15 protein-coding genes are annotated in these 25,317 nt (G+C 60.7%); 11 read left to right on the top strand and 4 right to left on the bottom strand.

The genetic code is table 11. The features are described 5' to 3' along the window. The first annotated feature begins 36 nt into the window (after positions 1-36). Both A0U93_RS07805 and A0U93_RS07800 read left to right on the top strand, forming a co-directional pair. A complete protein-coding gene (locus tag A0U93_RS07805; protein ID WP_077806842.1) occupies positions 37-516 on the top strand; it encodes a helix-turn-helix domain-containing protein in 480 nt (159 codons plus the stop codon). Between the two features lie 517 nt (positions 517-1,033). Further along, positions 1,034-2,290 carry a Hint domain-containing protein gene (locus A0U93_RS07800; RefSeq protein ID WP_077806841.1) on the top strand — a complete coding sequence of 419 codons (1,257 nt, stop codon included), beginning with the start codon at positions 1,034-1,036 and terminating at the stop codon, positions 2,288-2,290. Positions 2,291-2,579: 289 nt separating this feature from the next. Here A0U93_RS07800 and A0U93_RS07795 read toward each other — a convergent pair whose 3' ends face one another. Then, the gene (locus A0U93_RS07795; RefSeq protein ID WP_077806840.1) at positions 2,580-3,488 is read right to left on the bottom strand and encodes a fructose bisphosphate aldolase; all 909 of its coding nucleotides are present in this window, start codon (positions 3,486-3,488) and stop codon (positions 2,580-2,582) included. Between the two features lie 186 nt (positions 3,489-3,674). On the opposite strand from A0U93_RS07795, the gene A0U93_RS07790 reads away from it, so the two are divergent. Then, entirely contained in the window at positions 3,675-5,018 is a 1,344-nt protein-coding gene (locus A0U93_RS07790; protein ID WP_077806839.1) for an MFS transporter, read from the top strand. Here the strand turns inward: A0U93_RS07790 and A0U93_RS07785 are convergent. Further along, positions 4,992-5,900 carry a helix-turn-helix domain-containing protein gene (locus A0U93_RS07785; RefSeq protein WP_077806838.1) on the bottom strand — a complete coding sequence of 303 codons (909 nt, stop codon included), beginning with the start codon at positions 5,898-5,900 and terminating at the stop codon, positions 4,992-4,994. The genes A0U93_RS07790 and A0U93_RS07785 overlap by 27 nt on opposite strands. Before the next feature lie 134 nt (positions 5,901-6,034). Between A0U93_RS07785 and A0U93_RS07780 the strand changes: the two genes are divergently transcribed. The 4 genes from A0U93_RS07780 to A0U93_RS07765 all read left to right on the top strand — a co-directional run bounded on the left by A0U93_RS07780 (position 6,035) and on the right by A0U93_RS07765 (position 11,160). Next, positions 6,035-6,943, top strand: coding sequence for a fatty acid desaturase (locus A0U93_RS07780; RefSeq protein WP_077806837.1), 909 nt, complete (start codon positions 6,035-6,037; stop codon positions 6,941-6,943). Positions 6,944-6,945: 2 nt separating this feature from the next. Beyond that, positions 6,946-7,737, top strand: a complete 792-nt coding sequence (locus tag A0U93_RS07775; protein WP_174807233.1) for a PhnD/SsuA/transferrin family substrate-binding protein — start codon at positions 6,946-6,948, stop codon at positions 7,735-7,737. Positions 7,738-7,916: 179 nt separating this feature from the next. Further along, on the top strand, positions 7,917-10,295 hold the full coding sequence (locus tag A0U93_RS07770; RefSeq protein ID WP_077806836.1) for a TonB-dependent receptor domain-containing protein: 2,379 nt from the start codon (positions 7,917-7,919) through the stop codon (positions 10,293-10,295). 16 nt (positions 10,296-10,311) lie between these two features. Then, positions 10,312-11,160, top strand: coding sequence for a shikimate 5-dehydrogenase (locus A0U93_RS07765; RefSeq protein ID WP_077806835.1), 849 nt, complete (start codon positions 10,312-10,314; stop codon positions 11,158-11,160). Between the two features lie 4 nt (positions 11,161-11,164). Here the strand turns inward: A0U93_RS07765 and A0U93_RS07760 are convergent, their stop codons facing one another. Together A0U93_RS07760 and ada are read right to left on the bottom strand one after the other, a co-directional pair. Beyond that, on the bottom strand, positions 11,165-11,686 hold the full coding sequence (locus tag A0U93_RS07760; RefSeq protein ID WP_077806834.1) for a hypothetical protein: 522 nt from the start codon (positions 11,684-11,686) through the stop codon (positions 11,165-11,167). A 68-nt stretch (positions 11,687-11,754) separates the two neighbouring features. Beyond that, complete coding sequence (ada, locus tag A0U93_RS07755) at positions 11,755-12,861, bottom strand: bifunctional DNA-binding transcriptional regulator/O6-methylguanine-DNA methyltransferase Ada (protein WP_077806833.1); 1,107 nt, start codon at positions 12,859-12,861, stop codon at positions 11,755-11,757. 401 nt (positions 12,862-13,262) lie between these two features. On the opposite strand from ada, the gene A0U93_RS07745 reads away from it, so the two are divergent. From A0U93_RS07745 to A0U93_RS07730, 4 genes are read left to right on the top strand one after another with little or no spacing between them, the layout of a single operon-like run. After that, a complete protein-coding gene (locus A0U93_RS07745; RefSeq protein ID WP_174807225.1) occupies positions 13,263-15,563 on the top strand; it encodes a glycosyltransferase in 2,301 nt (766 codons plus the stop codon). Between the two features lie 53 nt (positions 15,564-15,616). Next, positions 15,617-15,952 (top strand): tetratricopeptide repeat protein, encoded by a 336-nt coding sequence (locus A0U93_RS07740; RefSeq protein ID WP_169852717.1) that lies wholly within the window; start codon positions 15,617-15,619, stop codon positions 15,950-15,952. 52 nt (positions 15,953-16,004) lie between these two features. Beyond that, on the top strand, positions 16,005-21,593 hold the full coding sequence (locus A0U93_RS07735) for an HAD-IA family hydrolase (protein ID WP_169852716.1): 5,589 nt from the start codon (positions 16,005-16,007) through the stop codon (positions 21,591-21,593). Beyond that, positions 21,590-25,297, top strand: coding sequence for a glycosyltransferase (locus A0U93_RS07730; protein WP_077806828.1), 3,708 nt, complete (start codon positions 21,590-21,592; stop codon positions 25,295-25,297). The genes A0U93_RS07735 and A0U93_RS07730 overlap by 4 nt, the downstream gene beginning before the upstream one ends. The last annotated feature ends 20 nt before the right edge of the window (positions 25,298-25,317 follow it).

Below are 25,317 nucleotides of genomic sequence, written 5' to 3'. Positions count from 1 at the left end.
CGATCTTATGATGCAGCGTGAAAGCCTCTCCCAACCATGAGCGAAAGCGGCAAATCTCCTGCCGGGGCGGGCCCTTTTGATGTCTATCTGGGGCAACGTATCCGCTTGCGGCGTAATCTGATGGGTCTCTCGCAGGAGAAGCTCGGCGAGGCGCTTGGACTGACGTTCCAGCAGGTGCAGAAATACGAGCGGGGCGCCAACCGCGTGAGCGCGAGCCGCCTGTCCGATATGGCGCGTGTCATGAATGTGCCGATTACGTTTTTCTATGACGGCGCGCCGGGCGAGGTTGGCACGGCGGAGAACGTCTCCCGTAGCACCATGGGCTTTGCCGAGGCCGCATCGAGTTTCGGCGGGCCGCCTGCGCGGCGGTCGGAGACACCGCTGGACGAGGCCGGGCTGTTCACGCGGCGCGAGACGATCGAACTGGTGCGTGCGTATTATCGCATTCCGGACGAGGGCATTCGCAAGCGGATGGCCGATCTTATCAAGAGCATGGGGTCGTCGGACGAAAGCTGACGTCGTCGAACGCCTGTAGAGTGGTGCAGGCATGCCATGTGCATCCGGTTGTGCCGGTAACGGCCGGTTGGTTTGCCATGTGTATTGTTTTCCTGACTGTATTGCCTGTTCGCGCGATAATAATTCCGCTGACAGGCTGAATCTCCATTCATCGAATTAATGGCGTGTTGCGACGTTTCCGGGAAAGCCGGAAGGGTGACGGCACGTGCTCGCGTACGCGGCGGTTGGCGATAATTGTCTGGCCTGTCGGAGGTGCGACGACCCGCAGGCCGATTCCAATCGTTAATTCAAAAATAATGACGGTGCGGATTCTACAAAAACCTCGGAATTACTTTGACGTACAGCGATATTTTCCATTAAAAATACATCAAATACGTTAATCAAAGAAGATGCTGCTTTTTTATCGTCTCGCAGCATGATTTCTTCCGTGTAATTCGGGGCTGATCTTCACGTGCGTTCGTAACGTTGGAACGTTCGACCGCCGAGTTCGCCTCCATTACTGGGAGGAACCTGCCACATGTTTGGTATTGAATTCTCTTTCGTTGCCGTATTCGGCTGTGCCGGACCGGGCGGATGGGGGCCTGTATGGACACCGTCCTGTGGTTTCGGCGGTTGGGGTCCGGGGAACTGGCTGCCTTCCGGTTGGGGCTGGGACGATGGCGGCTTCGGCTGGAGCGGCGGTGGGTGGAACCAGTGCGGTGGCTGGCGCCCCGGGCACGATCATCACCATCATCACCACAAGCCCTGCTTCCTGACCGGGACGATGATCCGCATGGCGGACGGTTCCGAGCGTGCGGTCCAGAACATCGAGGCCGGCGACAGGGTTCAGGTTCTGGAAAACGGTGCCCTGAGCGTGCTCGATGTCACGTGGAGCGGGTATGCCGATACGGTCGTTCAGCCGAACCTGCCGGACGATCAGGCGGCCTATCCGGTGCGCATCGCGCGGCACGCATTCGGCAAGAACCAGCCGGCGCGCGATCTGCTGGTGACGTCCGAGCATTGCGTGTTCGTGGATGATGCGTTCGTGCCGGTCCGCATGCTCGTCAACGGTGCGACGATCGCCTATGATCGTTCGATCACGCATTACACCTATCACCATGTCGAGACGTCCCGTCATGCGGTGCTCTTCTCCGAGAACCTGACGACGGAGTCCTATCTCGATACGGGCAACCGCAGGAACTTCAGGAGCGGTGGCAACGTGGTGTGGCTGGGCCGCGCACGCAGCTGGGACGAGGCGGCCGCGCCGCTCGTCGTTGCCGCCGAGCGTGTGCAGCCGGTTCATGCGGCACTGGCCGCGCGGGCCGAGGCACTTGGCTACGACATGGCGCCGGCGCCGCTGACCACGGACGATGCCGATCTTTATCTGACCACGGCTTGCGGCCATGTGCTGCGTCCGGCGCGCCAGACGGGTCGCAGCGTCATGTTCATGCTGCCGGCCGGTGTGGAAGCCGTTCGCATCTCCTCGCGCGTTGGTCGTCCGTCGGATGTGATCGGGCCTTTCGTCGACGACCGTCGCGAGCTCGGCGTGCTGGTGGGGGCCGTTACGTTGTGGGATTCCGGCCAGACGCGCGCCATCGATGCGCATCTGACGTCGGAAGCCCTGTCGGGCTGGTCCGTGCGTGAAAATGCGCCGATGCGCTGGACGACAGGCGATGCCGAACTGCATCTCGGGGCCCGCGCGGTGGATGCGGTCGGCGCGTTGCAGATCGAAATCCTCGCGGCCGGTCCGTATCGGGTCGAGGGAGCGACGCCTGCCGTGCGTGCGTTGGCCTGATCCTGCCGGAACAGCCGTATCTGGCTTTGCCCGTTCAGGTTCTCATGCCTGAACGGGTTTTTTATTGTCCTGTGGCCGGGATGCGGATGCACCGCTAATGGCGGAATCTTCCTGGCGTGGAAATGCCGAGAGGCACCCGGGGCCAGAGGCGGAACGGGTGCGATCGCGTCGGCATGTTGGAAATCGAGATGGCCGGACGCCGTTCCGGGCGTGTGAGGGCCTCGGACAGTCGGCTTCGGCATGGCTGTCCTTGCCCGGGAAAACATGTTCCCGGGAAGGACAGGCGTCGTCAGGCGGCCTTGGCGAGTTTGTTGACCGAGGCGTCGTTGATCTCGGCAATGGTTTTGGCGAGCACGTCGTCGAATTCCTTGTCGGACATCGAGGCGCGGAGATCGTCCACCAGTGCGCGGGAGAAGCTGGCGATCATGCCGTGATTGGCCTTGAGTTTCTCGCAGGCGACGTCGAGCGGGTAACCGCCGGACAGGGCCACGATACGCTGCATGCGCGGGTGCTTCATCAACCCGGCGTAAAGGTCCGGCTTCTCGGGGATCGTGATCTTGAGCATGATCGGGTAGTCGCCCGGCAGGCTGTCCAGACCCTTGGTCAGTTCGTCGAGCAGGATGGCTTCCGCGCCGGCCTTGTCGGGGCTTTTCACCAGCACTTCCGGCTCCAGGATCGGCACGAGGCCGTGGGCCGCGACCTGGGCGCCGATCTCGTATTGCTGTTTGACGATGGCGGCGATGCCCGCGCGGTCGGGCAGGTTGACGACCGAGCGTTCCTTCGTGCCGTAGATGCCGAGTTTCGCGGCGCGGGCGAGAAGCGTGTCGAGGCCCGGGATGGGCTTCATCAGGCGGACGCCCTGCTTCTCGTCCTCAAGGCCCTTGTCGATCTTCAGGAAGGGGACGATGCCGCGATCTTCCCACAGGTAGCTCGGCGTCTGCTTGCCTTCGATCGTGCCGTCCATCGTGCGTTCGAACAGGATGGCGGCGATGACCTTGTCGCCGGTGAAGGACGGGGCGGTGATGATGCGCGAGCGCATCTCGTGCATCAGTCTGAACATCTCCTCGTCGCCATGATAGCTGCCTTCAGGGATGCCGTAATGGGCGAGCGCGCCCGGCGTGGAGCCGCCGCTCTGGTCGAGCGCGGCAATGAAGCCGGGTTTGTGGGAGATTTGCTCTTTCATGCGTGCATCAGCCATGACTAATCTCATCCTTTCTTCAGCCTTGACCGCTATGACGACCGAGATGGCGCCAAGCTGGGGGTGCTGCCTGTTTTGGATACATAGCAGCCGGACGCGCCGTGGAAACGCGGTGTGTCTTCAAAAGATCGTTGAAAGACGATGATCTTCTCATGGTCCGGGACCGGAATCCGAAAGGTATGACGCATGCAGATGGCCCCTGACGATGGGCGGCGCGACGCGGGCGCGGCAGACGGTGCGAGGGTGGGCATGGCGCGGCTTGTGCTGATTCTGCTGATGATCGCCGGGTGTGTCAGCTATGCCGATCGGTCGGCGCTGGCGATCGCGGGCATGGCGATCCGGGGCGATCTCGGGCTTTCCTATGTCGCGCTGGGCTGGGGGCTGTCGTCCTTCGCATGGGGGTATCTGCTGTTCCAGCTGCCGGCCGGGATCCTGTCCGACAGGCTGGGCGGTCGGTTGTTGCTGGGGGGCGGGCTGGTGTTCTGGTCGGCCGCGCAGATCGCGTCGGGTTTCATGCACGGGGCGACGGGGCTGTTTGTCAGCCGGCTGTTTCTCGGGCTGGGTGAAACGCCGCTGTTCCTGGCGGGGACGCGCATCCTGACCTTGTGGTATCCGCCCGCGCGCCGTGCGACGGCGATCGGGATGTTCAATGCGTCCGCGTCGCTGGGGCCGGCGATTGCGCCGCCGATTCTGGTGACGATCATGCATGGCTGGGGATGGCGCAGCATGTTCGTGACGCTGGGGCTGGTGGGCGTCGTTCTGGGGCTGACGTGGTGGGCAATCTATCGCGACCCCTCGACCGCGCGGGCTGCCGGGCCGGAGGAGGTCGCGCGTCCGACGCCGGTCGGCGCTTCCTTGGGGGCGACGCTGGGCGCGATCGTGCGGCAGCCGGCGGCGTGGGTCTCGTTCTCCGGATTCGTCGGGGTCATTTATCTGACGTGGCTTTATGCCAGCTGGCTGCCGGCTTATTTACAGACGGCGCGTCATTTCTCCGGGGAGAATGCGGGGCTGCTGTCCGCGCTGCCGCAGGTTGCGGCGTTTGTCGGCAGTGTGATGGGCGGGGTCGTCACCGATTTTCTGGGGCGGCGGGGTTATTCGCGTCTGGAAGCCTGCCGGCTGCCTGTCGTGGCCGGCATGGTGTGCGCGGCATTCGCCACGGTCGGTGCGGCCTATTGGCCGGGGGCCGGCGGATCGCTGGCGTTGATGTGCGTGGCGACGGCGGCGGGCGGTTTGGCGATGACCTGCGCCTGGGTTCTGGGGCCGGTTCTCGCGACGACACGGACGGTGGCGACGTTCGAGGCTTTCCAGAACATGGGGGGGTCGCTCGGCGGGGCGCTGGCGCCTTCCGTTACGGGAATCCTGACGCAGTATAGCGGTTCCTTCGTTCCGGCGCTGGTGCTGGCGGCGGCGGTCGGTCTGACCAGTGCGGTGATCTATGCGATCGGGTTGCGTGGAACATCCGCGCGGCAGGCGGCGCGCCGGGCCGATCTCGACCATCGTGCGTCAGTCATGGCGGGCGTCGCGCGCTAGGGCGCTGGCCGCCTGATGCGGTGTTGCCATCGGTTCGTCCTGTGTGGCGCGATCGGCGCGGTCGCGCAGGAAGGCGGCGGCGTCGGGCGGCTGGATGCGGGCGTGGCGGATCAGGCTGTCGAAATGCCGTTGCATGCGGGCGATGGCCTCGGGTTCCTTCAGGACGACATACAGGGTGCCGCCGTAGATCGCGACGCGCTGGGTGCCGAAGATCGTGTAGGGCAGCGAATGGAGCGCCCATTCGTCGAACAGGAACAGGCGGAAGGACGGGTAGAGATCATCGACCATGCGCGCCATGTGGCGGAGTTGTTCGTGCCGTGCGCCGGGTGAGAGACCATCCCAGGGGAACGTGCCGTTCGCCAGTGCGTCGAGTGCCTGTAGCGAGAGGCAGACTTCCATGTCGGTGCCGGCGCGGCGGTTGAAATCCAGGCTGCGGGCGATGTCGTCCGCCTTCGGGATGGCGCCGTTGCCGTTGTCCCGCAATTCGTATTGCACGATGGCGGGCGTGCGGAGGATGTCGGGCAGGCGGTGCGGGACGTAGCGTATTTTCGTGCCGGTCGCGGCGGCATGCCAGCGGGTGAGGAGGGGGATGTCGTAATAGGCATCGCTTTCCGCGATTTCGAGACCGATGGGAGGCGCGTTCTCTGTCGGGCGATCGGGGGACAGGCCAAGCAGCCAGTCCGTCGAGACATTGAAATGGCGGGCGATCAGCAGGAGCGTATCCGCGCGTGGCAGGCGTGCGGTTTCGTTGGACAGCAACTGGGAAAGTGCCGAGCGGTCCACGCCGATATCCTGGGCGAAGCGGGACGCCGTTGTTTTCGAGCCTTGCAGGAGCGAAAGCAGTTTTTGCCGGAAGTGCCGGGCGACGATGCGCTTGTCCATCGGAGGCGACTAAACAACCATAACGGATAGTGACAAGTGACAATTGTCACCATGAATTAACCGAATAATCGTTGTTGATAATATATTCAACGCTTATCTGTGCATCTCGTCATGGCTCTTGCCGGTTGGGGTGTATGTCTCTGAAAAGCGCACGATGGCAGTCCGTCGAATGGCCCACCTTTCTGGCCATCGTCCTGTGTTATCTCGGTTGGTTGGCGGCGGGTGCGCTTGTGTGTGCGCGTTATCGCGTCGTGGGATGTGTGTTGCTGGCGCTGGTGGTGGCGTTTCATTCCTCGTTGCAGCATGAGGCGACGCACCGGCATCCCACGCGGCTGGACTGGCTGAACGAAATCCTGGTCGGCCTGCCGATCGGCGTTTTCTATCCGTTCCGTCGCTATCGGGAGACGCATCTGCTGCATCATCGGGATGGCACGCTGACCGACCCGCATGACGATCCGGAGAGTTATTATCTCGATCCGGCCCGTGCGGCGACGCTGCCCGTTTTCCAGCGGTGGCTTCTGACGGCGAACAACACGTTGCTGGGGCGCATTCTGCTGGGGCCGGGCATTGCCTGCGTGCGATTCGCGCTGGGAGACCTGCGGCGTATCGTGGCCGGGGATCGTGCCGTGCGTCGGGCATGGCTGATCCATGGGCTGTCGCTCGTGCCGGTGGTGGTGATTGTCCAGACGGTGTTCGGCATACCGTTCTGGTTGTACGTTTCAGGGCCCGTTTATGGCGGGATGGCGCTGATCGCCATACGGTCCTTCTGCGAGCATCAGTCGCATCGCGAGGCGAGCGGCCGGACGGTGATCGTCGAGGGCTCGTGGCTGGGGTTCCTGTTCCTGCACAACAACCTCCATGTCGTTCATCACGCGCGGCCGGGGTTGCCGTGGTATCGGCTGCCGGCGGCCTATCGGGCGGAGCGGGGCCACTGGACGACGGTCAATGGCGGTTATGTGTTCCGGGGCTATCGCGCGATAGCCCGCCAGTATCTCTTGCGGCGCAAGGAGCCTCTGGCCCATCCGCTTCGCGAGGGGGCGTGACGATGTCCTTCATCGCGGCGTTGCCGATGTATGACTGGCCGGAGGTTCGGCAGGGCGTGGATGCGCGCTGGGCTGCCTTGCGCGCGCGCCTTCTTGCCGCCGGGGTGGCGGCGCCGCGCGACCTCGTGCGGCGGAACGCGGACATGCCGCCCGTGCCCGGCGGCATTCGCGCAGCCGATGGTGCCTTGCTGGCGCCGGACCCGGCGATGTTGCCACCGGACGATCTCGATCTGGACGTGTTGTGGCGTCATCCGCGCCTGCTGCTGGGCGAGACGTGCCGGGGGCCGATGTCGCTCGGCCTGTCGGCGCATGTCGTGGTGGTGGGGCAGAATGCCTATGACGGCATCCCCGGCGGGAGCGGCGTGGAATACCGCAGCGCGGTCGTGGCGCGACGGGACGTCGGGCGGGCGGCGGCCGTGCCTGCCACGCGGGGGGCTGTGCTGCCGTTGGCCGACTTCGAAGGGCGGGTCCTGGCCGTCAATGCCGGGCATTCGCTTTCGGGATATCTGTCCCTGCGCGATGACCTTGCCACGGCGGGACGTGACATGACGCTTTTCGCGGGCAGTGTCGACACCGGCTCGCATCGGCGTTCCCTCCGTGCCGTGGCGGCGGGGGATGCGGATATCGCGGCGATCGACTGTCGCAGCTGGGCGCTCGCCTTGCGGCATGAGCCGGTGGCGGCGGCATTGCATGTCATCGGCTGGACGGCGTCGCGCGTGGGGCTGCCATTCATTACGGCGCGGCATACGGACCCGAAAATCCGGACAATTCTCGGCGGGCATGTGAACGCGTGACGAACGAGCCCGTTGGAGTGCCGTGATGGGAGCCGGACAGTGTGTCGAAGGCTCCGGAATCGGTCGGATCCCTGTTTTTATCCCAAGCGTCTGAACGGTCCGGGTGGGCCGCCATGTGCCGGTTGCGATCACGGATGTTGCGTTACGACAACCAATATCTTTTTTGAAAGAATTTCGTCATGACAAAGGCATTGTTGTTCGCGACCACGATCATGGTTCCGACGCTCATCGGTGCTTTCGCGCAGCAGGCGACGGCAGCGGAACGGCGCAACGGTTCGGCCGCATCCGCCGACGGGACGCCGGTGAGGCGCGGGGCGGCTGGCCGTGCTGCCGCACGCCCGGTCGCCCGGCAGGCTGCCGCCGCGCGTCCCGCGGCGGGATCGGAGACGATTCTGGTCTATGGTCAGGGCTCCACGCGGCAGATGACGTCGGTGACGCGCACGATGCTGGCCGAGACGGTGCCGGGCACCTCGCCGATGAAGGTGCTCAACCGGCTGCCGGGTGTCATGTATCAGTCGGCCGATCCGTTCGGCGCCTATGAATACTCGTCCAGCCTTTACATGCGCGGTTTCAGCCAGTCGCAGCTTGGTTTCACGCTGGACGACGTGCCGTTGGGCGACCAGCAGTTCAACAACTACAACGGGCTGAGCATCACGCGGGCGATCTCCACGGACAACGTGTCCGGCGTGGATGTCAGCCAGGGGGCGGGGGCGATCGACGTGGCCTCCACCAGCAATCTGGGCGGGGCGATGCAGTTCCATTCGCGCGATCCGTCGCACCAGCGTGGCGGCACGGTGGAGCAGACCTTCGGCAGCAACAGCACGTTCCGCACCTTCGTGCGGCTGGACAGTGGCGACCTGAATGCGACCGGCACGCGGTTTTACGTGTCCTATGCGCGGACATCGCTGAATTTGTGGAAGGGCGGCGGGTACAACTATTCCGATCAGGCCAATGCGAAGTTCGTGCAGCCGCTGGCGCGTGGGTCGAGCCTGAAGGCGTTCTTCGACTGGAGTTCGATCCAGCAGTTCGATTATCAGGACATGTCGCTGGATTACCTGCATACCGTCGGGTCGCACCTGTCGAACTACTACCCGGACTACACGGCGGCGTATGAAGCGGCGCAGGGCAAGTTCCGCCCGCAGATCGCGAAGACGGGCGATCCGCTGGATGCGGCCTATTATGCCGGGACGGCCAACCGGCAGGATTTCCTCGGCGACGTGACGCTGGATGAGAATCTCAACGAGCATCTGAACTGGAAGACCACGCTCTACGGTCATGGCGACAGTGGCTACAGCACGTGGACGACGCCCTATACGCCGTCGCCCAACGGTTCGCCGCTATCGGTGCGGACGCAGAATCCGGGTATCCTGCGCGGCGGCGCGTTGTCGGCGCTGACGCATCGTTATGGCGCCAATACGTTCAACATGGGTGTCTGGTACGAGTTCGGGCAGTTCACCGAGGGGCGTTATTTCTCGTCGACGCCGCTGCTGGGGCAGGGGACCCTCGGCAATCCGACCGATCATTTTCCGACCGATATCTTCAGCAATCCGTGGGCGGAGAAGTGGCAGACCAGCACGTTCCAGTTCCACGTTCAGGACACCTATCGCATCACGCCGGACCTGAAGGTGAATGCGGGTTTCCGTTCCATGGTGGTGCGATCCGGCAATCAGGTCATCAATCAGGTTCCGGCGTTGAACGGCGGCAATGAGGTGGCGCAGGGACGGCTGACGGCCTCGAATGCATTCCTGCCGCAGGTTTCGGCGAACTGGCGGTTCCTGCCGCATCAGGAACTGTTTTTCGACGTGTCGCACAACATGCGCGCCTTCCCGGAGGACGGCTACGGTACCAATGTTTCCGCAACGCCCTGGACGGCGAACCAGAAGGCGTTCACCGCCACCGCGCGCACGCTCAAGCCCGAGACGGACTGGGTCTATGAGGGCGGCTATCGCTACACCACGCCGCTGGTGAGCGGTCTGCTCTCCGCCTACCGGATGAACTTCTCCAACCGGTTGCAGCTGGTCTCGACCGGGCCGATCGTCGCGCCGACGACGGCGGTGCAGAATGTGGGGGGCGTGACGACGAACGGCGTGGAGGGCAGCGTGACGCTGCGGCCGCTGAATGGGCTGTCGATCTACAACTCCATCTCCTATGCCCATTCGACCTACGATCAGAACGTGCAGACATCCTCCGGTCTGGAGCCGACGAAGGGCAAGCTGATCCCCAATTATCCGACGCTGATGTACAAAGGCAGCATCGCCTATGAGTGGCGCGACTGGACCATGCATATCGATGGCAATTACCTGTCGCGTCGCTTCATAACCTATACGGATGATGCGAAGGTGCCGGGCTATTTCCTGGCCAATGTCGGGGCGCGCTATCGTTTCGGGAAGCTGTCGGTGTTGAAGAACGTGACGGCGAGCTTCAATATCTACAACCTTTTCAACAAGACCTATGTCGCGACCACCGGCGAACTCGGCAATTCCTTTACCGGCAGCCCGCAGACGTTCCTGATGGGGGCGCCGCGACAGTTCTTCGGCACGATCAGCGCCGATTTCTGATACGGACCAGACAACGATGACGGATTTCAGCAGCAAGGCGTCGATCAATCGCGGGACGACGCTGTGCATGTCGCTCTCGGCGCGGCCCGGCAATTTCGGGACGCGCTTCCAGAACCATCTCTATGGCGCGCTGGGGCTGGATTATCTCTACAAGTCCTTCACCACCACGGATCTGGCGGCGGCGATCGGCGGCATCCGGGCGCTGGGCATTCGCGGCTGTGCGATCTCCATGCCGTTCAAGGAGGCGTGCATTCCCCTGCTGGACGGGCTGGAGCCTTCGGCGGCGGCGATCGAATCGGTCAACACCATCGTCAACACCGATGGTGTTTTGCGTGGGTACAATACGGATTACATCGCCATCGAGCGTTTGATCGTGCAGTACGATCTGCCGCGGGACGCGCCGCTCCTGCTGCGGGGAAGCGGCGGCATGGGCAAGGCGGTGGCCTGTGCGTTCCGGGATGCCGGGTTCCGGCGCGGCACGCTGATTGCCCGGAACGGGGGCGTCGGCCGGGCATTGGCGGATCGTTGCGACTGGGACTGGGTGGCGCGGCTGGAGGATCTGCCGCGCGATGCGGCGGATGGTGCGATTCTGGTGAATGTCACGCCGCTGGGCATGTCCGGCGGGGCGGATGCGCAGACGCTGGCTTTTCCCGAGACGATGATCGCGCGGGCGGGTGTTGTTTTCGATGTCGTGGCCATACCGGTGGAGACGCCGCTGATCCGCGCCGCGCGGGCGGTGGGGCGGCCGGCGATCAATGGCGGCGAGGTGCTGGTGCTTCAGGGGCTGGAGCAGTTCGCGCTCTACACGGGCGTGCGACCGGACGCGGCGCTGGTGCGGGAAGCGGCGGCGGTGGCGCTGGCCTGACCGGCTATTTCACCGAATGCCGCATGGCGGTCAGCGTGGCGCGTTCCTCCTGCGGAGGGAGGTTTGCCCAGGAGATCGTGACGGTCTGCTGGCCTGCGCGCCATTGCAGCTGGGCCGGGAAGCTGTCCGCCATGACATGGGCGGGGGTGAAGAACGTGCCGTCGCGCAGACGGCGGGTGATCGACCGGCCTTTCATGTCCTTCATCCGGTCGATGCTTGCCCGGTCGATCCGGAACGTGCCGATGTTGCAGTAATGCGCGCCGTGGCAGTCCGCCGTGCGGTCGAATGAGATCGTCCCGCTATCGGCGCTGTCCGCATAGGCGAAAACGGGCTGGGTGACGGGGATCTGCGTGGGAAAGGCGGGTGTTTGTGTGAGTCCCCCGGATGCGGCGTGCAGGGCGTCCGCATAGCCCTGCACTGTCGTGACGGGCTGAAGCGGCGTGGCGGCGTGCGACGGCACGATGCTGCCCGGCAGGGACAGAAGTGTGGCAAGGGCCGCGCTGCGACCGGCTGTTCTGGTAATCATCGGCAAACCGCTCCGTGTTCTTTCCCGGGGGATTGTAGGGCGTGTCGGGCGTGATCTGAAGGGTTGGGTCAGCGGGTGGTTGGCCGTGGCGGCCTGGACGCGCCGTTTTCCCGGTCCAGAAGGCTGCGTTTGCGTTCGGTTCCCCAGGCGTAGCCCGAGAGAGCACCGTCGGTGCGGATGACCCGGTGGCAGGGCACGGCGACGGCCAGCGGGTTGGCGGCGCAGGCACCGGCGACGGCGCGGACCGCGCGGGGCGCGCCGATGCGTTGGGCGATGGCGGTGTAGTTCGCGGTGCTTCCCGGCGGAATGGCGCGCAGGGCCTGCCAGACGCATTGCTGAAACGCCGTGCCCCGGATGTCCAGCGGCAGGTCGAGGCCGATTTGCGGTGCCTCGACGAAGGCGATGACGGTCGCGATCCGCCTGGCGTGATCCGCGTCGCCGTCGATGAGCTGCGCCTTCGGGAAGCGGTTCCGCAGGTCCCGCCTGAGCGCATCGGCGTCGTCGCCGATCAGGATGGCGGCGATTCCCTTGTCGCTCGTCGCGACCAGCACGGTGCCGAGGGCGCTGGCGCCGGTGGCGACGCGCAGGTTTTCGCGTATGCCGCCCGCCCGATAGCGGCTGGGCGTCATGCCGAGTGGGTTGGTGGCGTCGTCATAGAAGCGGTTGCTGGAGCCGTAACCCGCGGCTTGGATGGCATCGGTCACCGTGCGGCTTTTGCCGATATCCCGACGCAGGCGATCGGCGCGGTGTGCATCGGCGTAGGCCTTGGGCGTTATGCCTGTCGCAGCCTTGAACAGGCGGTGGAAGTGATAGGCGCTGAGCCCGACGGCGGTGGCGATTTCATCCAGTGTCGGTGTTTCCTCCGCCGTTTCGATCAGTCGGCAGGCTGTGGCGATGGCCGGGTGGACGGGGTGCGCGGCCACCTCGTCCGGATGGCAGCGGCGGCATGGCCGGCAGCCGGTGGCGCGGGCTTCGGCGAGTGTGGCGTGGAGGGTGACGTTGGCGGGATTGCAGCGGCGTGACGGGCAGGAGGGACGGCAGTAGACGCCTGTCGTCAGCACCGAATACCAGAATTGCCCGTCGGCGTTCCTGTCTCGTGCGACGATCCGGGCCCAGCGTGGATCCTGCTCGACGGTGGCGAGCGGTCGGGTGGCGGCCGTGGGAGCGGATGTCATGAAAGATGCCTCCTGCGTGGGTGAGGGACGATGCCGGGCGAATTGTCGTGCCCTGAATGGGGTCTAGCGCGGCGCGGCTGCGTCGTCGCGCCGACTCTTGCGGTTGAATTCGATGGAGGGTGGCGAAGGGGCGATACCGTAACAAGGAAGCCCCGCGATGATTTGCCCGATGTCGTCAACACGGGCATACCATCTTTCCGATCTGGTCGCGAAAATGGGCGAGGCATGCGTGACAGGAATGCACGGATGGTATTTGTCGGTCGTATGCACCAGCCCGTTTCTTAAAAGGTGCGTTTTCTGATCGCGGCATGGGCCAAGCGTAGGAAGCATCACAGGCCGGGCATGGATAGAAGAGGACGCCAATGAAGTTGCGCTTACCGTTTTCCCGTTCTGGAAGACGTTTGAAGAGGCGTCATGAACATGCGGTCCCATCAGGAATCGGGAACTGCGCGAGTCCGGCTGTTCAGGAACTCGAAGCGCTGGATGCTGCCGCGGCTGCGATTGCGGCGGATTGGCAGTCGTTGGGCGGCAAGGGGCATGTTCCGGATGCTGCCGCTTATTGGAAACAGGCACCCAGGCCTGCCCGGCAATGGCTTTCTCGCCTGACGCGGCACGCCGATGCGGCTCGAGACCGTGGGGATGCGGTGGAGGGTGCCTATTTCTATCAGGCGACAGTGACGATTGCACCTTGGCGACTCGATTTGAAGATGCAGTTGGGAAACATGCTGAAGGACAGTGGACGTCTTCCTGAAGCAGAGGCTGTCTATCGGGCGATCATGGCGGAGGCGCCGGATGAAGCAGAGGCCTGTCTGCAACTGGGGCATGTTTATAATCTCATGGGGCGTCGAAAGGCAGCAATTGCCTCCTTCCGCGAAGCGGTCCGGCGAGATGATGGGTTTATGGCAGCGCATCAGGAGTTGTTTGCTGCTGGCGAAACGGAGGCGCAGCGTTCGACTTCTGCGGGTTATGCGCATACGCATGGACGTGAGCAGATTGCTCATATGGCAATTACACTGGATGGGATTCGTGCGGCGCTTGACGATATGGCGCGAGCCTTGCCTGACGTGGCGTCCTTCAGTGCTTTTCCAGCCGAGGACTATGCCAGTTTCCGTAGGCTTTTTGATTTTCCCGCGCCGCCCGTTAATATTTCCACGACATCGAGACTGACGATTGTTGTTCCGCAGCGCAATGTCTCGCCGGTCGTGGCGGCGTTTCAGATAGCCGCGTTGAGCAGCCTTGCGCGTCCTGTCAACGTGATAACGTTGGGGGCGTCCGCGGCATTGCGTCAGGCATGGGATAGACCGACCAGCTTGGGACAGATTGTTTCCCATGCGGAGGATGAACATGGGCTTGCTGCTGATCTCCCGGCGGATAGGATCATTCTGCTGGCGCCTGGTCGCATACCGCATCGGCACCTGATCGCATGGATGGACGTGGCGCTGGCGCATGAAGGCGTTGGCATCGCGTTTTGTGACGAGGAGGTAGTTCGCCGTACGCATGACACGATGCGTCCTTTCGAGCCGTATCGTCTTCTGGCTCGTCCAGAGGCGGACGGCCTATGGCTTTCACAATGCGATATTGTTGGTGGCACATTAGCCTTGTCGGCCGAGGTCTGGCGCACCTACCGGCATCTGGCGCCGCGCGAGATCGTGGAGGCCGCGCTGGCGGATGCACGTGGCGTGACACATGTGCCTTACGCGCTCGTATCGACCCTGTGTGAATCGGAACAACTGCCGGTCGAGCCTTTTCATTTGCCATCGCGAGCGACGGAGGATCGTCCTGAAGCCTGTACGGCGATCATATGCACGCGGGACAATGCCGCAGATTGCCGCCGCATGGTCGAGAGCCTGTTCCGACGAGCGCACTTTCCCGAATGCTTGTCATGCATCATCGTCGACAATGGAACCAGCAATGCAAGCGATCTGAAAACCCTTCAGGAGCTTGCTTTGTTGCCGCGTGTGCGGATTCTGACGAACAATCAGGTATTCAACTGGTCAGCGTTGAACAATGCGGCGGCGGCGCAGGTCGAGACACCAAACATTCTGTTCTGCAATGACGATATGGAGATGCTGACAAAGGGATGGGACGAGACGCTTGACGCGCTTCTGCGTCTCGAGAAAGCGGGAGCCGTTGGTGCGAGGCTGCTTTATCCTGACGATACGATACAACATGCCGGTGTATTGTTGGGTTGGAAAGGTTCCGTCATCCATGACGGACTTCATGAGCCGCGGGAGAGCCTGGCCCATTTTGCACGGTGGGGGGTTACCCGGGAGGCCTCTGCGGTAACGGGGGCGTTCCTGGGAATGCGGCGTTCGGTTTTCGTTGAGAGCGGGGGGTTCGATGCGGATCGGCTGCCTGTTGCGTATAGTGACATAGACTTATGTTTAAGGCTCCGCGCACGTGGCATGCGCGTTATCTGGACGCCGCTGATCGACGTTCGTCATGATGAATCCGTTTCACGCGGCCTAGACCATCTCGACCCATTCCGGCATGCTCGGAATATGACGGAGCGTGCTGCTTTCGAGCAGATATGGGGAGAGGAAAAACTGAGTTCGGATTTTACCGTCAATCCCATCTGGGCTGATGCCACGATGCCGCTGCGTTTGATTCGTCCCGTTCCGGCTGGAATGGCCCTGCGTCGGTGGCGCTATTTTCAATGCGCGCCTAATGTTTCTCCCTATGACGAGACGGTGCCGAGGTAGTTGCGTCAAACATGATCTTTCCATTCAAATTACGTCCGAAATTGCGCACGCTTATGCGTCATGCAGATCAGGCACGCGATCGGCGCGACTGGGCACAGGCGGCTCTGGGCTATCGTGCAGCGATCAATCATATTCCAGACCGGCCTGCCATCTGGGTGCAATATGGTCATGCGCTCAAGGAATCTGGTTATCTTCATGACGCGGAACTCGCATACCGACGAGCGATTGCGCTGAATTCGACTGACGCTGACAGCTTTATTCAGCTTGGTCATGCCCTCAAGCTTGCCGAACGACGGGAAGAGGCCCGAGAGGCCTACAAGCAGGCTTATCGACTCGATCCGTCGCTTGCGCAGACTGTTGTCGACCCATCCTATCTCGACCACGGCTGAACGCGCCGTTTCGTTTCCAAAATTCTCCGCGAAAGTGGCTCAAGAAAAAACGATGACGACTATTTCCCGCTTGTGTGAAATCGAAACGCTTGAAATCGAACAGAACCTGGTGTCGTTCGACGTATTCGATACGCTGGTTTACCGCCGCTATCTGAATGTCAATGAGGTTCACGACCTCGCCAGTGCCTTTGCGTTGAGCCTGCTGGGGCAGTTCGGCAAGGAAGCGCCGGGCGCGCTGACGCTCACCCGTTATGCGACGACGGACGCAATGAAGACGGCTGCGCACGTGCGTATTGAAGAGCCGAGTCTGGAAGATGTGTGGGCGCGGCTTTTTGCGGCGCGGCTGGGTCATTCCGAACGCAGTACGGCGCTGGCGCATCGGGTGGCAGCTTTTGAGTTCGAAATCGACCGGCAAAATCTCTACGCGGTTGACGGTGCTGCTGAGATGCTGACCGCGCTACGTCGGGCGGGGAAACGCATTGTTGCTGTCTCCGACATGTATTTCTCTGGAGAACAGATTCGGGAAATTCTCGAAAAAGCGGAATTGCTGTCTTACTTCGATCGGGTTTTCGTGTCTGCTGACGAGAATCTGACCAAACACTCGGGTAATCTCTTCGGACATGTCTGGAAGGCAATGGGCGTATCGGCAGACGATGCGCTTCATGTCGGCGACAATACGCATTCGGATGTCGCCATGCCGTTGAGCCTCGGTGCCGAGGCGATTCACGTGGCGCATGCCGCGCTATTGAAGATTGAGCGCCCGGATTATGGTCGTCGGCCGGACATTCACAAGGAAGTCGGCGATCTGTCGAAGCTGTTTCTTGCACAGCTCATGTTGCATGCGCAAAGCGATGGCACGGACAAGCTGTTTTTCCTCAGTCGCGACGGCTGCCTGTTGCACAAGGTTCTCGAGCAGTGGAATTTGCCGCTTTTCGCGCGATTTTTTTCGCCGATGTCTACAGAGGATCTTTTCCTGAGCCGTGCGACGACGTGCTGGCTCAATGTCAATTTCCAAAGTGAATGGTTGCTGCAGTCTATCGGGCATGCGTTCTGGCTGCATCTTGGTAAGGCGACGCCTCGACAGCTATCGACCATCATGGGGATTGAGGCGACACCGCCGACGCTTGACCCCGATCGTATCTATCATTCGAAAACCGACACATTCACTGTTTTGGATGCATATGTCGATGCAGGGCTGACAGAAGAAATTCGGCTTGCGCTAATGGCCAAGCGGCGGGATGCACTCAATTATTTGCGCGATGCTGGTTTTTTCGGTCATCGTAGTGTTCATGTCAGCGATGTTGGTTATTCCGGCACAGTTGTTCGAGATCTCAACACCTTCTTTTTGCAGGAAGGGCTGGACGATTTGGGCGGTTCGCTTCCGCTCATTCATTTTCATTGCATTGCCACGAATGGAAACTACAGTGGCAACAGCCAGACGGCACTTCCGCATGTGATATTCCAGGACGCACCTTTGTTAAGTGAGGCCGTTCTTCCTCCTATACTGAAGGAAAGCTTTGCCTGGCTGGAAATGTTCTTCAAGCATCCGCTTTATGGTCCACTGCTTGGGTTTGAGCAACGGGGGGGCAAGACCGTTCCGGTCTATGAGGTTGGAAAAGCGGAAGATCCGCATCATCCATCTCATCAAATTCTGGCGACAGTTGCGTCGGATCCATCGGATATCGTCTTCCTTTGGATGGCGGCAGCTGGCTTCTGGTCGGAATTCACGACGCCGCTGATTGATCGGTTCGTGAATCCGAATGCCACAACGATCGAGCAGATGTTGAGTGACGTCTACGAGATTGATGCGGTCAGCGAGAAGACCCGCAGTGTCGTCCTCATCGCGCCGGAGATGACGGATGAGCAAATCCATGCGCGGGCGCGTGACGAAGACTATTGGATTCCTGGCTCGATCGCGGCGTCTCGTCTGGCGCGAGAGGCGATGCGGCCGGATCGCGACCCGCATCGTCATGCCCGGCTCGATGCATTGGTCAGGCATCAGGTAAAGGAAGCGCGACGCGGTGGAGACGAGAGTTTCGATCCCGCTTTCTACCGCCGTTTCTATCGCGATCTGCATGCCCTGCCCAATGATCGCGCGCTTGAAGATCATTATCTGACACATGGCAGGCTTGTCGGCCGTTATGGTTCGGAAGCGGCGATGCGCGCAGAGTATCGCACGCTCATGCAGGAGATGCCGCCGGGATTTGATGCCGGTGCGTATTTCATGGCGAACCCCGATCTTCCTGTACTTGAGCCATGCGCATGGCGTGCGGCGGAGCATTACAAGAATGTCGGTCGCGCGGCGGGACGGCCTTATCTGTACAGTTTTGGCGCGATCGATGCGGCATTCGAAGATCTCGTCGAAAACGGCACTATCGTTTTGACGCCGGAAGAGCAGCAGCAGCACGCCGAGGGGGCGCCGGCGCGTGTGATCCTGTTGCATCGTTACGACGTGATCAGCGGGCCTTGGCTGCACAAGATAGATTTGCAGGAATTCAACGCGCTTAATTTCGAGTGGTGTAAACCGGCACGGAACGTTGCCGAAGCTGCGCTTGCGCTGGCGGAACGTGGCATTGAACGCTTGGCGCCGCTGTCCCTCGCGACAGAGTTCGACCCGCAATTCTATCGCAGCCGATATCCGGATGTTGCGGATCTTGGTGATGTCGACGCGTATCGGCATTGGTTGTCGACCGGCAGCCTGCTTGATCGCGCGCCATCAGAGGAGGCGGTTTTGCAGGCGCTGATCGGACAGCGGGATTTTCCGCGTGCGTTCCGATGGGAGGTCATGCAGAGGCGGGAGCCGAACCGTTTTCGGACCGCGACGCGCGTGGAACTGCTTGAGGCCTTTCTGGACAGTGCGGAACCGGGCCATGGAGAACTGGTCGAAGGTGTTGGCGGTGCGGATCTGTGGATAGCGCGTGCTGGGCGTGCGGCGGCGACCGGTCAGTACCATATTGCGGAGACGTCACTTCTGGAAGCTACCCGCCTTGAACCGGGTCGTGGATTGGTCTGGCATACTCTTGGGGATTTTTATCAAGGCCGCGCCGCCCCACAGCAGGCTCTTGCTGCTTTCAGTCGCTCGCTTGAAACGGATACGCCCAATCGCTGGAGTTATCTGAATTGCGTGCGTATTGCGGCTGCTTTGGGTTCGTTTGAGGCTGGCCTCAAATACCTGAAGGCGGCCCGTTTAATCTGGAAGGATACCCAGCCCTGGCGCGAGGCTCGTCAGGTTCTCTTCCAGACATGGTTCGATTCCCAGGCCGCCAGTTCCTATGATGTGCTGCCTAAAAAGGACCTTCGTGCGAAAGCGCATCCCGATACGCGTTTCAAGCGTTTCCTCAAGCTGTTTGTCCAACAGATGGCTAGCATTGGTATTCCACGGGACGTGCGACTCGCTCATGAAGGTGGCCCGATCCTCATTCTTTCAGGAAGCGTCATAACCGAACGAACGCGTTGGGAAGCCTTGTTGCGTAAGTCCGGCAAAGACGGACGACGCATCATGGTTTTCTCGCGTGAGCAACTGGATCTTTTTACTGAGAGTCTGCCGGGTGCGTCTGTTGCGGTCTTTCACGAAGTGGAAATCGACTCCCAGGTCATTGATGTTTTGTTGACCGCAGGTGCGGCGGGTGTGCGCCGCGTTTTCTGGGCGGGGCCACTTGGTAGGACTGAAAACGGGCCGGATCTTTCCGATCAGGCCTGGAGCAATTTCCTTCTGGCGCGGGATGGTCGCGAGGTTGGCACGACATTGCGTTCGATCTATGCGGCATGCCTGTGTGACGAGAGCATTCTGACCACTCCGGCTCTGGTCAGCAGTTTCAATACTTTGGGTGTGCAGCCGCATCTGGGACGTTCGGCATTAATGGATGCGCTGGACGATGTTCGCGATCTCTATTTCAACGCTGGTGGTGCTAGGCGGATATTCTGTGCGTTGACCGGAAGGTTGGCGGAGCAGTCTGCACCTGATGAACAATCTCCCTATGCGTTGCGCTTCGATCAGAAGACTGTGCTTGCGCAGCTAGGCGTCATATTGCGCGAACATCCGGACGTAACGCTTCTACTCGAAGGCGCGGACCCTACGTTGCCCCTGCCATTAGGGTTGGAGAAGCGTATCGAGCGGCTCGATAATTTCCTGACATTCGACCAGCGGCTCGCGGCATTGGGTCAATGCGTTCTGGCGCTCGACATACGTCATCAGCCGCGTGATCAGCGTTCTTTGCGGGACGAAGCGGCGTGGCACGGTGTCCCGACCATCGCATTGATCGACGCGCCCCTTTTTGGTGGTGAGCATATTGTTGCTTCCTTAAAGGAATTGCGAGTGGCCGTGGCTGACCGGTTGTCTGACGTCCGGGGTGATGATCCAGCATTGCGTCGTGAACTGGAGGAGAAGTTGGCGATGGAATCGCCGACGTGGCTGCCATTACGTGCTTTATCCGATGTCAAGCCACGCCCACGTGTCCTGCTCGCCAATGTGTTTGCGCCGCCGCAGACAATTGGTGGCGCGACGCGTGTATTGGCTGACAATCTCGATTATCTGATCGACCATGCATCGGAAGATTACGAGTTCGCATTGCTGGCGTCCGACGACGAAAATGCCCATCGGGGTGTAACGCGTTTTGACGAATGGCGCGGTGTGCCGGTTTTCCGCATTGCGACACCGCAGGAAATCGACATGGACTGGCGGACCTACAATTCGGAGGTTGATTTGCACGCCGGTCGGGTCATTGATCTATTTAAGCCCGATCTGGTGCATATCCATTGTCTCCCGCGTCTTTCCGTGGCTGTGGCCGAGGCATGCCGAAAGCGAGGTGTGCCTTATATCGTGACGATCCACGATGCGTGGTGGCTCTCGGATTTTCCGTTTTTGGTTCAGGAAGACGGCCAGAGCGCAGATATCGGGCGTGACCCTTCCGAGCAGCCTTATTCACACCGGATCGGTTTGCCGCGCAGTCTGGAACGCGCCGCCCGAATGCGTTCCGCTTTGAAAGGGGCGGTGCGCCGTCTGTCTGTTTCCGAGCCTTTCGCGGAGATTTACCGGAAAGCCGGGCTGGAGGTCACGACAATCGCCAATGGCGTGTCGCCACTGGCGTCCATGCAGCGGACGGTTGCCGGGCCGCGTGTGCGACTGGGTCATATCGGTGGCTTGCAGCACCATAAGGGTGCTTATCTGATCGAGGCGGCGTTGCGTTCACGACGCTTCTCGAATCTCTCTCTGACAATTCTCGATCATGCTCGTGACCCGGGCGCGCCACTGCAAACTGTTTGGGGAACAACACCGGTTACGATCAGAGGTAAGGTCCCGGCGGAGAAGATTACGTCTCTTTATCAGGATATGGACGCTCTGCTGGCGCCATCGACGTGGCCGGAAAGCTTTGGGCTTGTTTCACGGGAAGCGGCCCAATGCGGCCTATGGGTGATTGCAAGTGATCAGGGTGCAATGGGTACGGACATTGTTGATGGTGAGACCGGTTTCGTCATCGACACATTGTCCCCTGCTGATCTGGTTCGGGCGTTTGAGGTCATTGACGCCGACCCGGAGAGATTTCGTCAGTCGCCACCGGACCGATCGGGACCGTCCCGTGGTTCGGACGATCAGGCACGCGATCTTTTGAAGCTTTATCGGGATTTGCTTGCTCGATCATGACGGTTTTTCGGCCTTTCCGCTTCCTTGCTCCGATCCGGCGATACGTTCGGGAAGGCGATCAATACAATCGGGCGCGGGAATGGGTTAACGCCGCGCGTGCGTATAGATCCGCTTTAAGGCTCGATCCGTCGCGCGCGGCCATTTGGGTGCAGCTTGGTCATGCCTGTAAGGAACATGGCGACCTTGACGAAGCGGAAGCGGCTTATCGACAGGCAACCCGCCTGACGCCGCAGGACGTCGACCCATGGTGGCAACTGGCAAACCTTCTTGTGCTCAAAGGAGATACGAAGGCCAGTATCGAGGCATTCGTCGAAGCTGGTCGCGCGGCGGGTGATGCTGAACTGGGTGCGGCCGAGATACGAAGCCAGAAGCAGCGGCTTGATGAAAGGGAGAAGGAATTTTCAAGACCGAAGTGGGTTGATGATGCGATATATGCGGATTGGTGTGCGCTCGGTTTCTCCGGGCAGGCGCTAGGTTTTTTCGACCCTTGGGCGTATTGGCAGATCAATCCGAGCGTGCGGGCCGATATTGGCGATGTCGATCCGGCTGCTTTGGTTCGGCATTTTTGCGAGCGTGGGATCGAGCAGGGGTTTTCTTTTAGCCTAAGGGAAAGATTCGATCCGGATTTCTATCGCGCGCATACGCTGAATGATATGCCGTTCAGCGTCGGCAATGCGTATCGGCATTGGTTGCGCGTCGGCACGTTGCATCACGCGCCACCCAACGAGGCTCGATGGTTGCAGGGGCTGCTTGGTGACGATATTTTGAAGATCGACGGTATCGATCTTGTGATGTTTCGTGCGCTGAGCGATCCCGATCCTGCCAAATGTTCTGCAAGGGTCATGGTGGACGACCTGATCGCCGGCTTACTGGGTGATCGAAGCGATTTCATCACGCCAAGTCGTGTCAATGCACGTTTTCTTAATGCTGTTGCTGCAAAGGGAGAGCGAAGCGCCGACAGGGAAGAGCGCGACGGTGCGCTTCGTCTTCGCGAACGCATACGTGTGGCCGTGCCAGATTTTGCGGCCAATACGCGCGCCCTGATATGTTGCAATATCGACCGTGAGATGAATTCGGCGGCTCTATCGTTGCTGATGGAATTGGTCGATCATGGTGATGCTGACGCCCGGATATATCTTCTTTTAACCGAATGTCTGGAGAGACTCGGTCTTTTCGATGTCGCACGGGTTCGTATTCAGGAAGGTGTAAGGCGCTGGCCTGGTGATATGGCTTTGCGCCAGCGCGCTGAAAAGCTTGAGACACAGCAGTTTCATAGTGTTTGGCGGCAAGCCATGGCGGCGGCGCGGAAAGGGCAGGTCGCCGAAGGGCGCGGGCTCATCTCGACGTTTTTGGACACGCTGCCACAGATTGAGCCGTCGCCTGTGGAGCGGCTTCCTTGCATCCGAAGTGTCGCAATTATCACCCTGAAATATCCGCTCCAATGCTATTTCTATCGCGTCACGCAGCGTCGTGAACAACTTGAACGAGCAGGTTATTCAGTTCGCATATTCGATCTTCAAAGCGAATTGCCGACTTTCCTGGCTACGGCAGGTACGTTCGATACTGCGATTTTCTTCCGGGTTCCTGCCTACCCCGACACGGTTCGCGCCATCCTCCTCGCGCGTGCCCTGGGCATGGCAACATTCTACGATATCGACGACCCTATATTTGCGTCTGAACATTATCCTGAAGCCTTCGAGTCCTATGGCGGCACGATTACCTTGGATACGTATTATGGGCTCGCGCTCGGAGCACCTCTATTCGCCAAGGCCATGGCGCTTTGTGCGCATGGTATTGCATCGACCGAGCCATTGGCTGCGTTGATGCGGCCCTTTTTGCCGAACGGGCAGGTTTTTGTTCTGCCCAACGGTCTGGGTGATGCTCATTTATCGGCTGTCCGTGCTTTTGAACAACGCCCACCGAAGCCGAACGGTGCACCGATAACCATTTTTTATGGGAGCAATACCAAGGCGCATCGCGAGGATATTGAAGTACTACTTGAGCCAGCACTGATCGAGATCGCCAAGCGCCACGGCAAGCGGGTGAGAATCTGCATTATCGGGGCGCTTGCCGAAACGAGCCGCCTTCACACTGTGAGAGACAACATCACGCTTCTGCCGGTTCTCGAGGATGTTCAGAGTTATTGGTCGCTTCTGGCTTCGGCCGACATCAATCTTGCGTTGCTTTCGCCTTCGGTTGTGACGGATACCAAAAGTGGCATCAAGTGGCTTGAGGCGGCAATGTTCGGAATTCCGTCCGTTCTTAGCGATACGGCCGGATATCGTGCGGTAGCGCGTGATCAGGAAACGGCTTTGTTTGCGGGTTCCATGCAGGAATGGGTTTCTGCACTGGACCGTCTGGTGCGCGACGTAGCCTTGCGGCGTCGGATCGGCGATACAGCACGGGAGCAGGCTTTTGCGTTGTATGGACCTGCGCAGATGGCTCAGGCGTGTCAGGCTATTGCGAAGAGCGTAGTGCCTCACGTTCAAAGGCCCGCTACGGTCACACCCTTGAAAACACTGGTCGTGAATGTTTTCTACCCGCCGCAGGCGATCGGTGGTGCGACCCGTGTCGTTCACGATAATATGTGTGATCTCAGACGTCTTGAAGGTGAGCGCTTTCATCTCGAGGTCTTTTCATCGCTGATCGATGGCACGCCACATCAAGCGCTCTTTCATGTGCAGGATGGCATTGCCGTCACATCGGTCGGTGCGCTGGATGTGCCGGACAAGGACGCCATCGCGGACGATCCCGAAATGGTTGCGCAGTTCGAAGCTACGCTTGACCGCATGCGTCCGGATCTCGTGCACTTCCATTGCATCCAACGTTTGACCATCGGTATTGTGGAGGCCACGCGGGTACGTGGAATTCCCTATTGTATTACCGTGCACGACGCATGGTGGATTTCTGACCAACAGTTTGTAATTGATCAGCTGGGCCATGCACGCCTTTACGATTACGCTGATCCCTTCGCCACGATCGCCCATTGTGGTGCTGCGGCACATGCGCGAATGGAACGATTGCGTCCTGCGCTTTTCGGGGCAAGCGCCGTGCTGGCTGTCTCTGAATCATTTGGCGCGCTTTACCGTCGATGTGGTGTGCCCAATGTTCGGGTGATTGAAAATGGTGTTACACCGCTTGAACCTGCGCCCCGTAAACGGGAGGCGGGAGGGCGGGTCCGTCTGGGTTTCATCGGCGGTTTGGCGCGTCATAAGGGTTGGGATCTGGTCGAGATCGCGCTTCAGCAGGGCGGTTTTGCCAATCTTGAGTTGTTGGCGATCGATCATGCGATGTCTGCTGGCGACGAGCGACATGCGCATTTCGGCACAACGCCCGTCAGCTTTCGCGGCAAGGCTCCGCAAAATGATGTGACAGCCTTGTATGCGGAAATCGACGTCCTGCTGGCGCCATCTATCTGGCCGGAGAGTTTTGGTCTTGTAACACGGGAGGCAGCGCTTTGCGGTTGCTGGGTGGTGGCATCTCAGCGAGGAGCCATAGGTGACGTTATAGATGATGGTGTTAACGGGTTCCACGTCGATGTATCGACAGCTGACGGATTACGAGACATTCTTGGTCGGATCGACAACGATCCGGCGCGTTTTCGTGTTTCTCCACCGCCTGTATCGAAGCTTCGGACATCGGTCGATCAGGCGCGCGATCTTGCTGCGTTGTATGGCGAATTCTTATCTACAGAAGCGAGATAGCCTTTATGACCCGTCAAACG

It is taken from the genome of Neoasaia chiangmaiensis, assembly GCF_002005465.1.
GTDB classification, from domain to species: domain Bacteria; phylum Pseudomonadota; class Alphaproteobacteria; order Acetobacterales; family Acetobacteraceae; genus Neoasaia; species Neoasaia chiangmaiensis.
The sequence above is the reverse complement of the archived record's forward strand: the minus strand, read 5'-3'. Positions and strand labels throughout refer to the sequence as shown.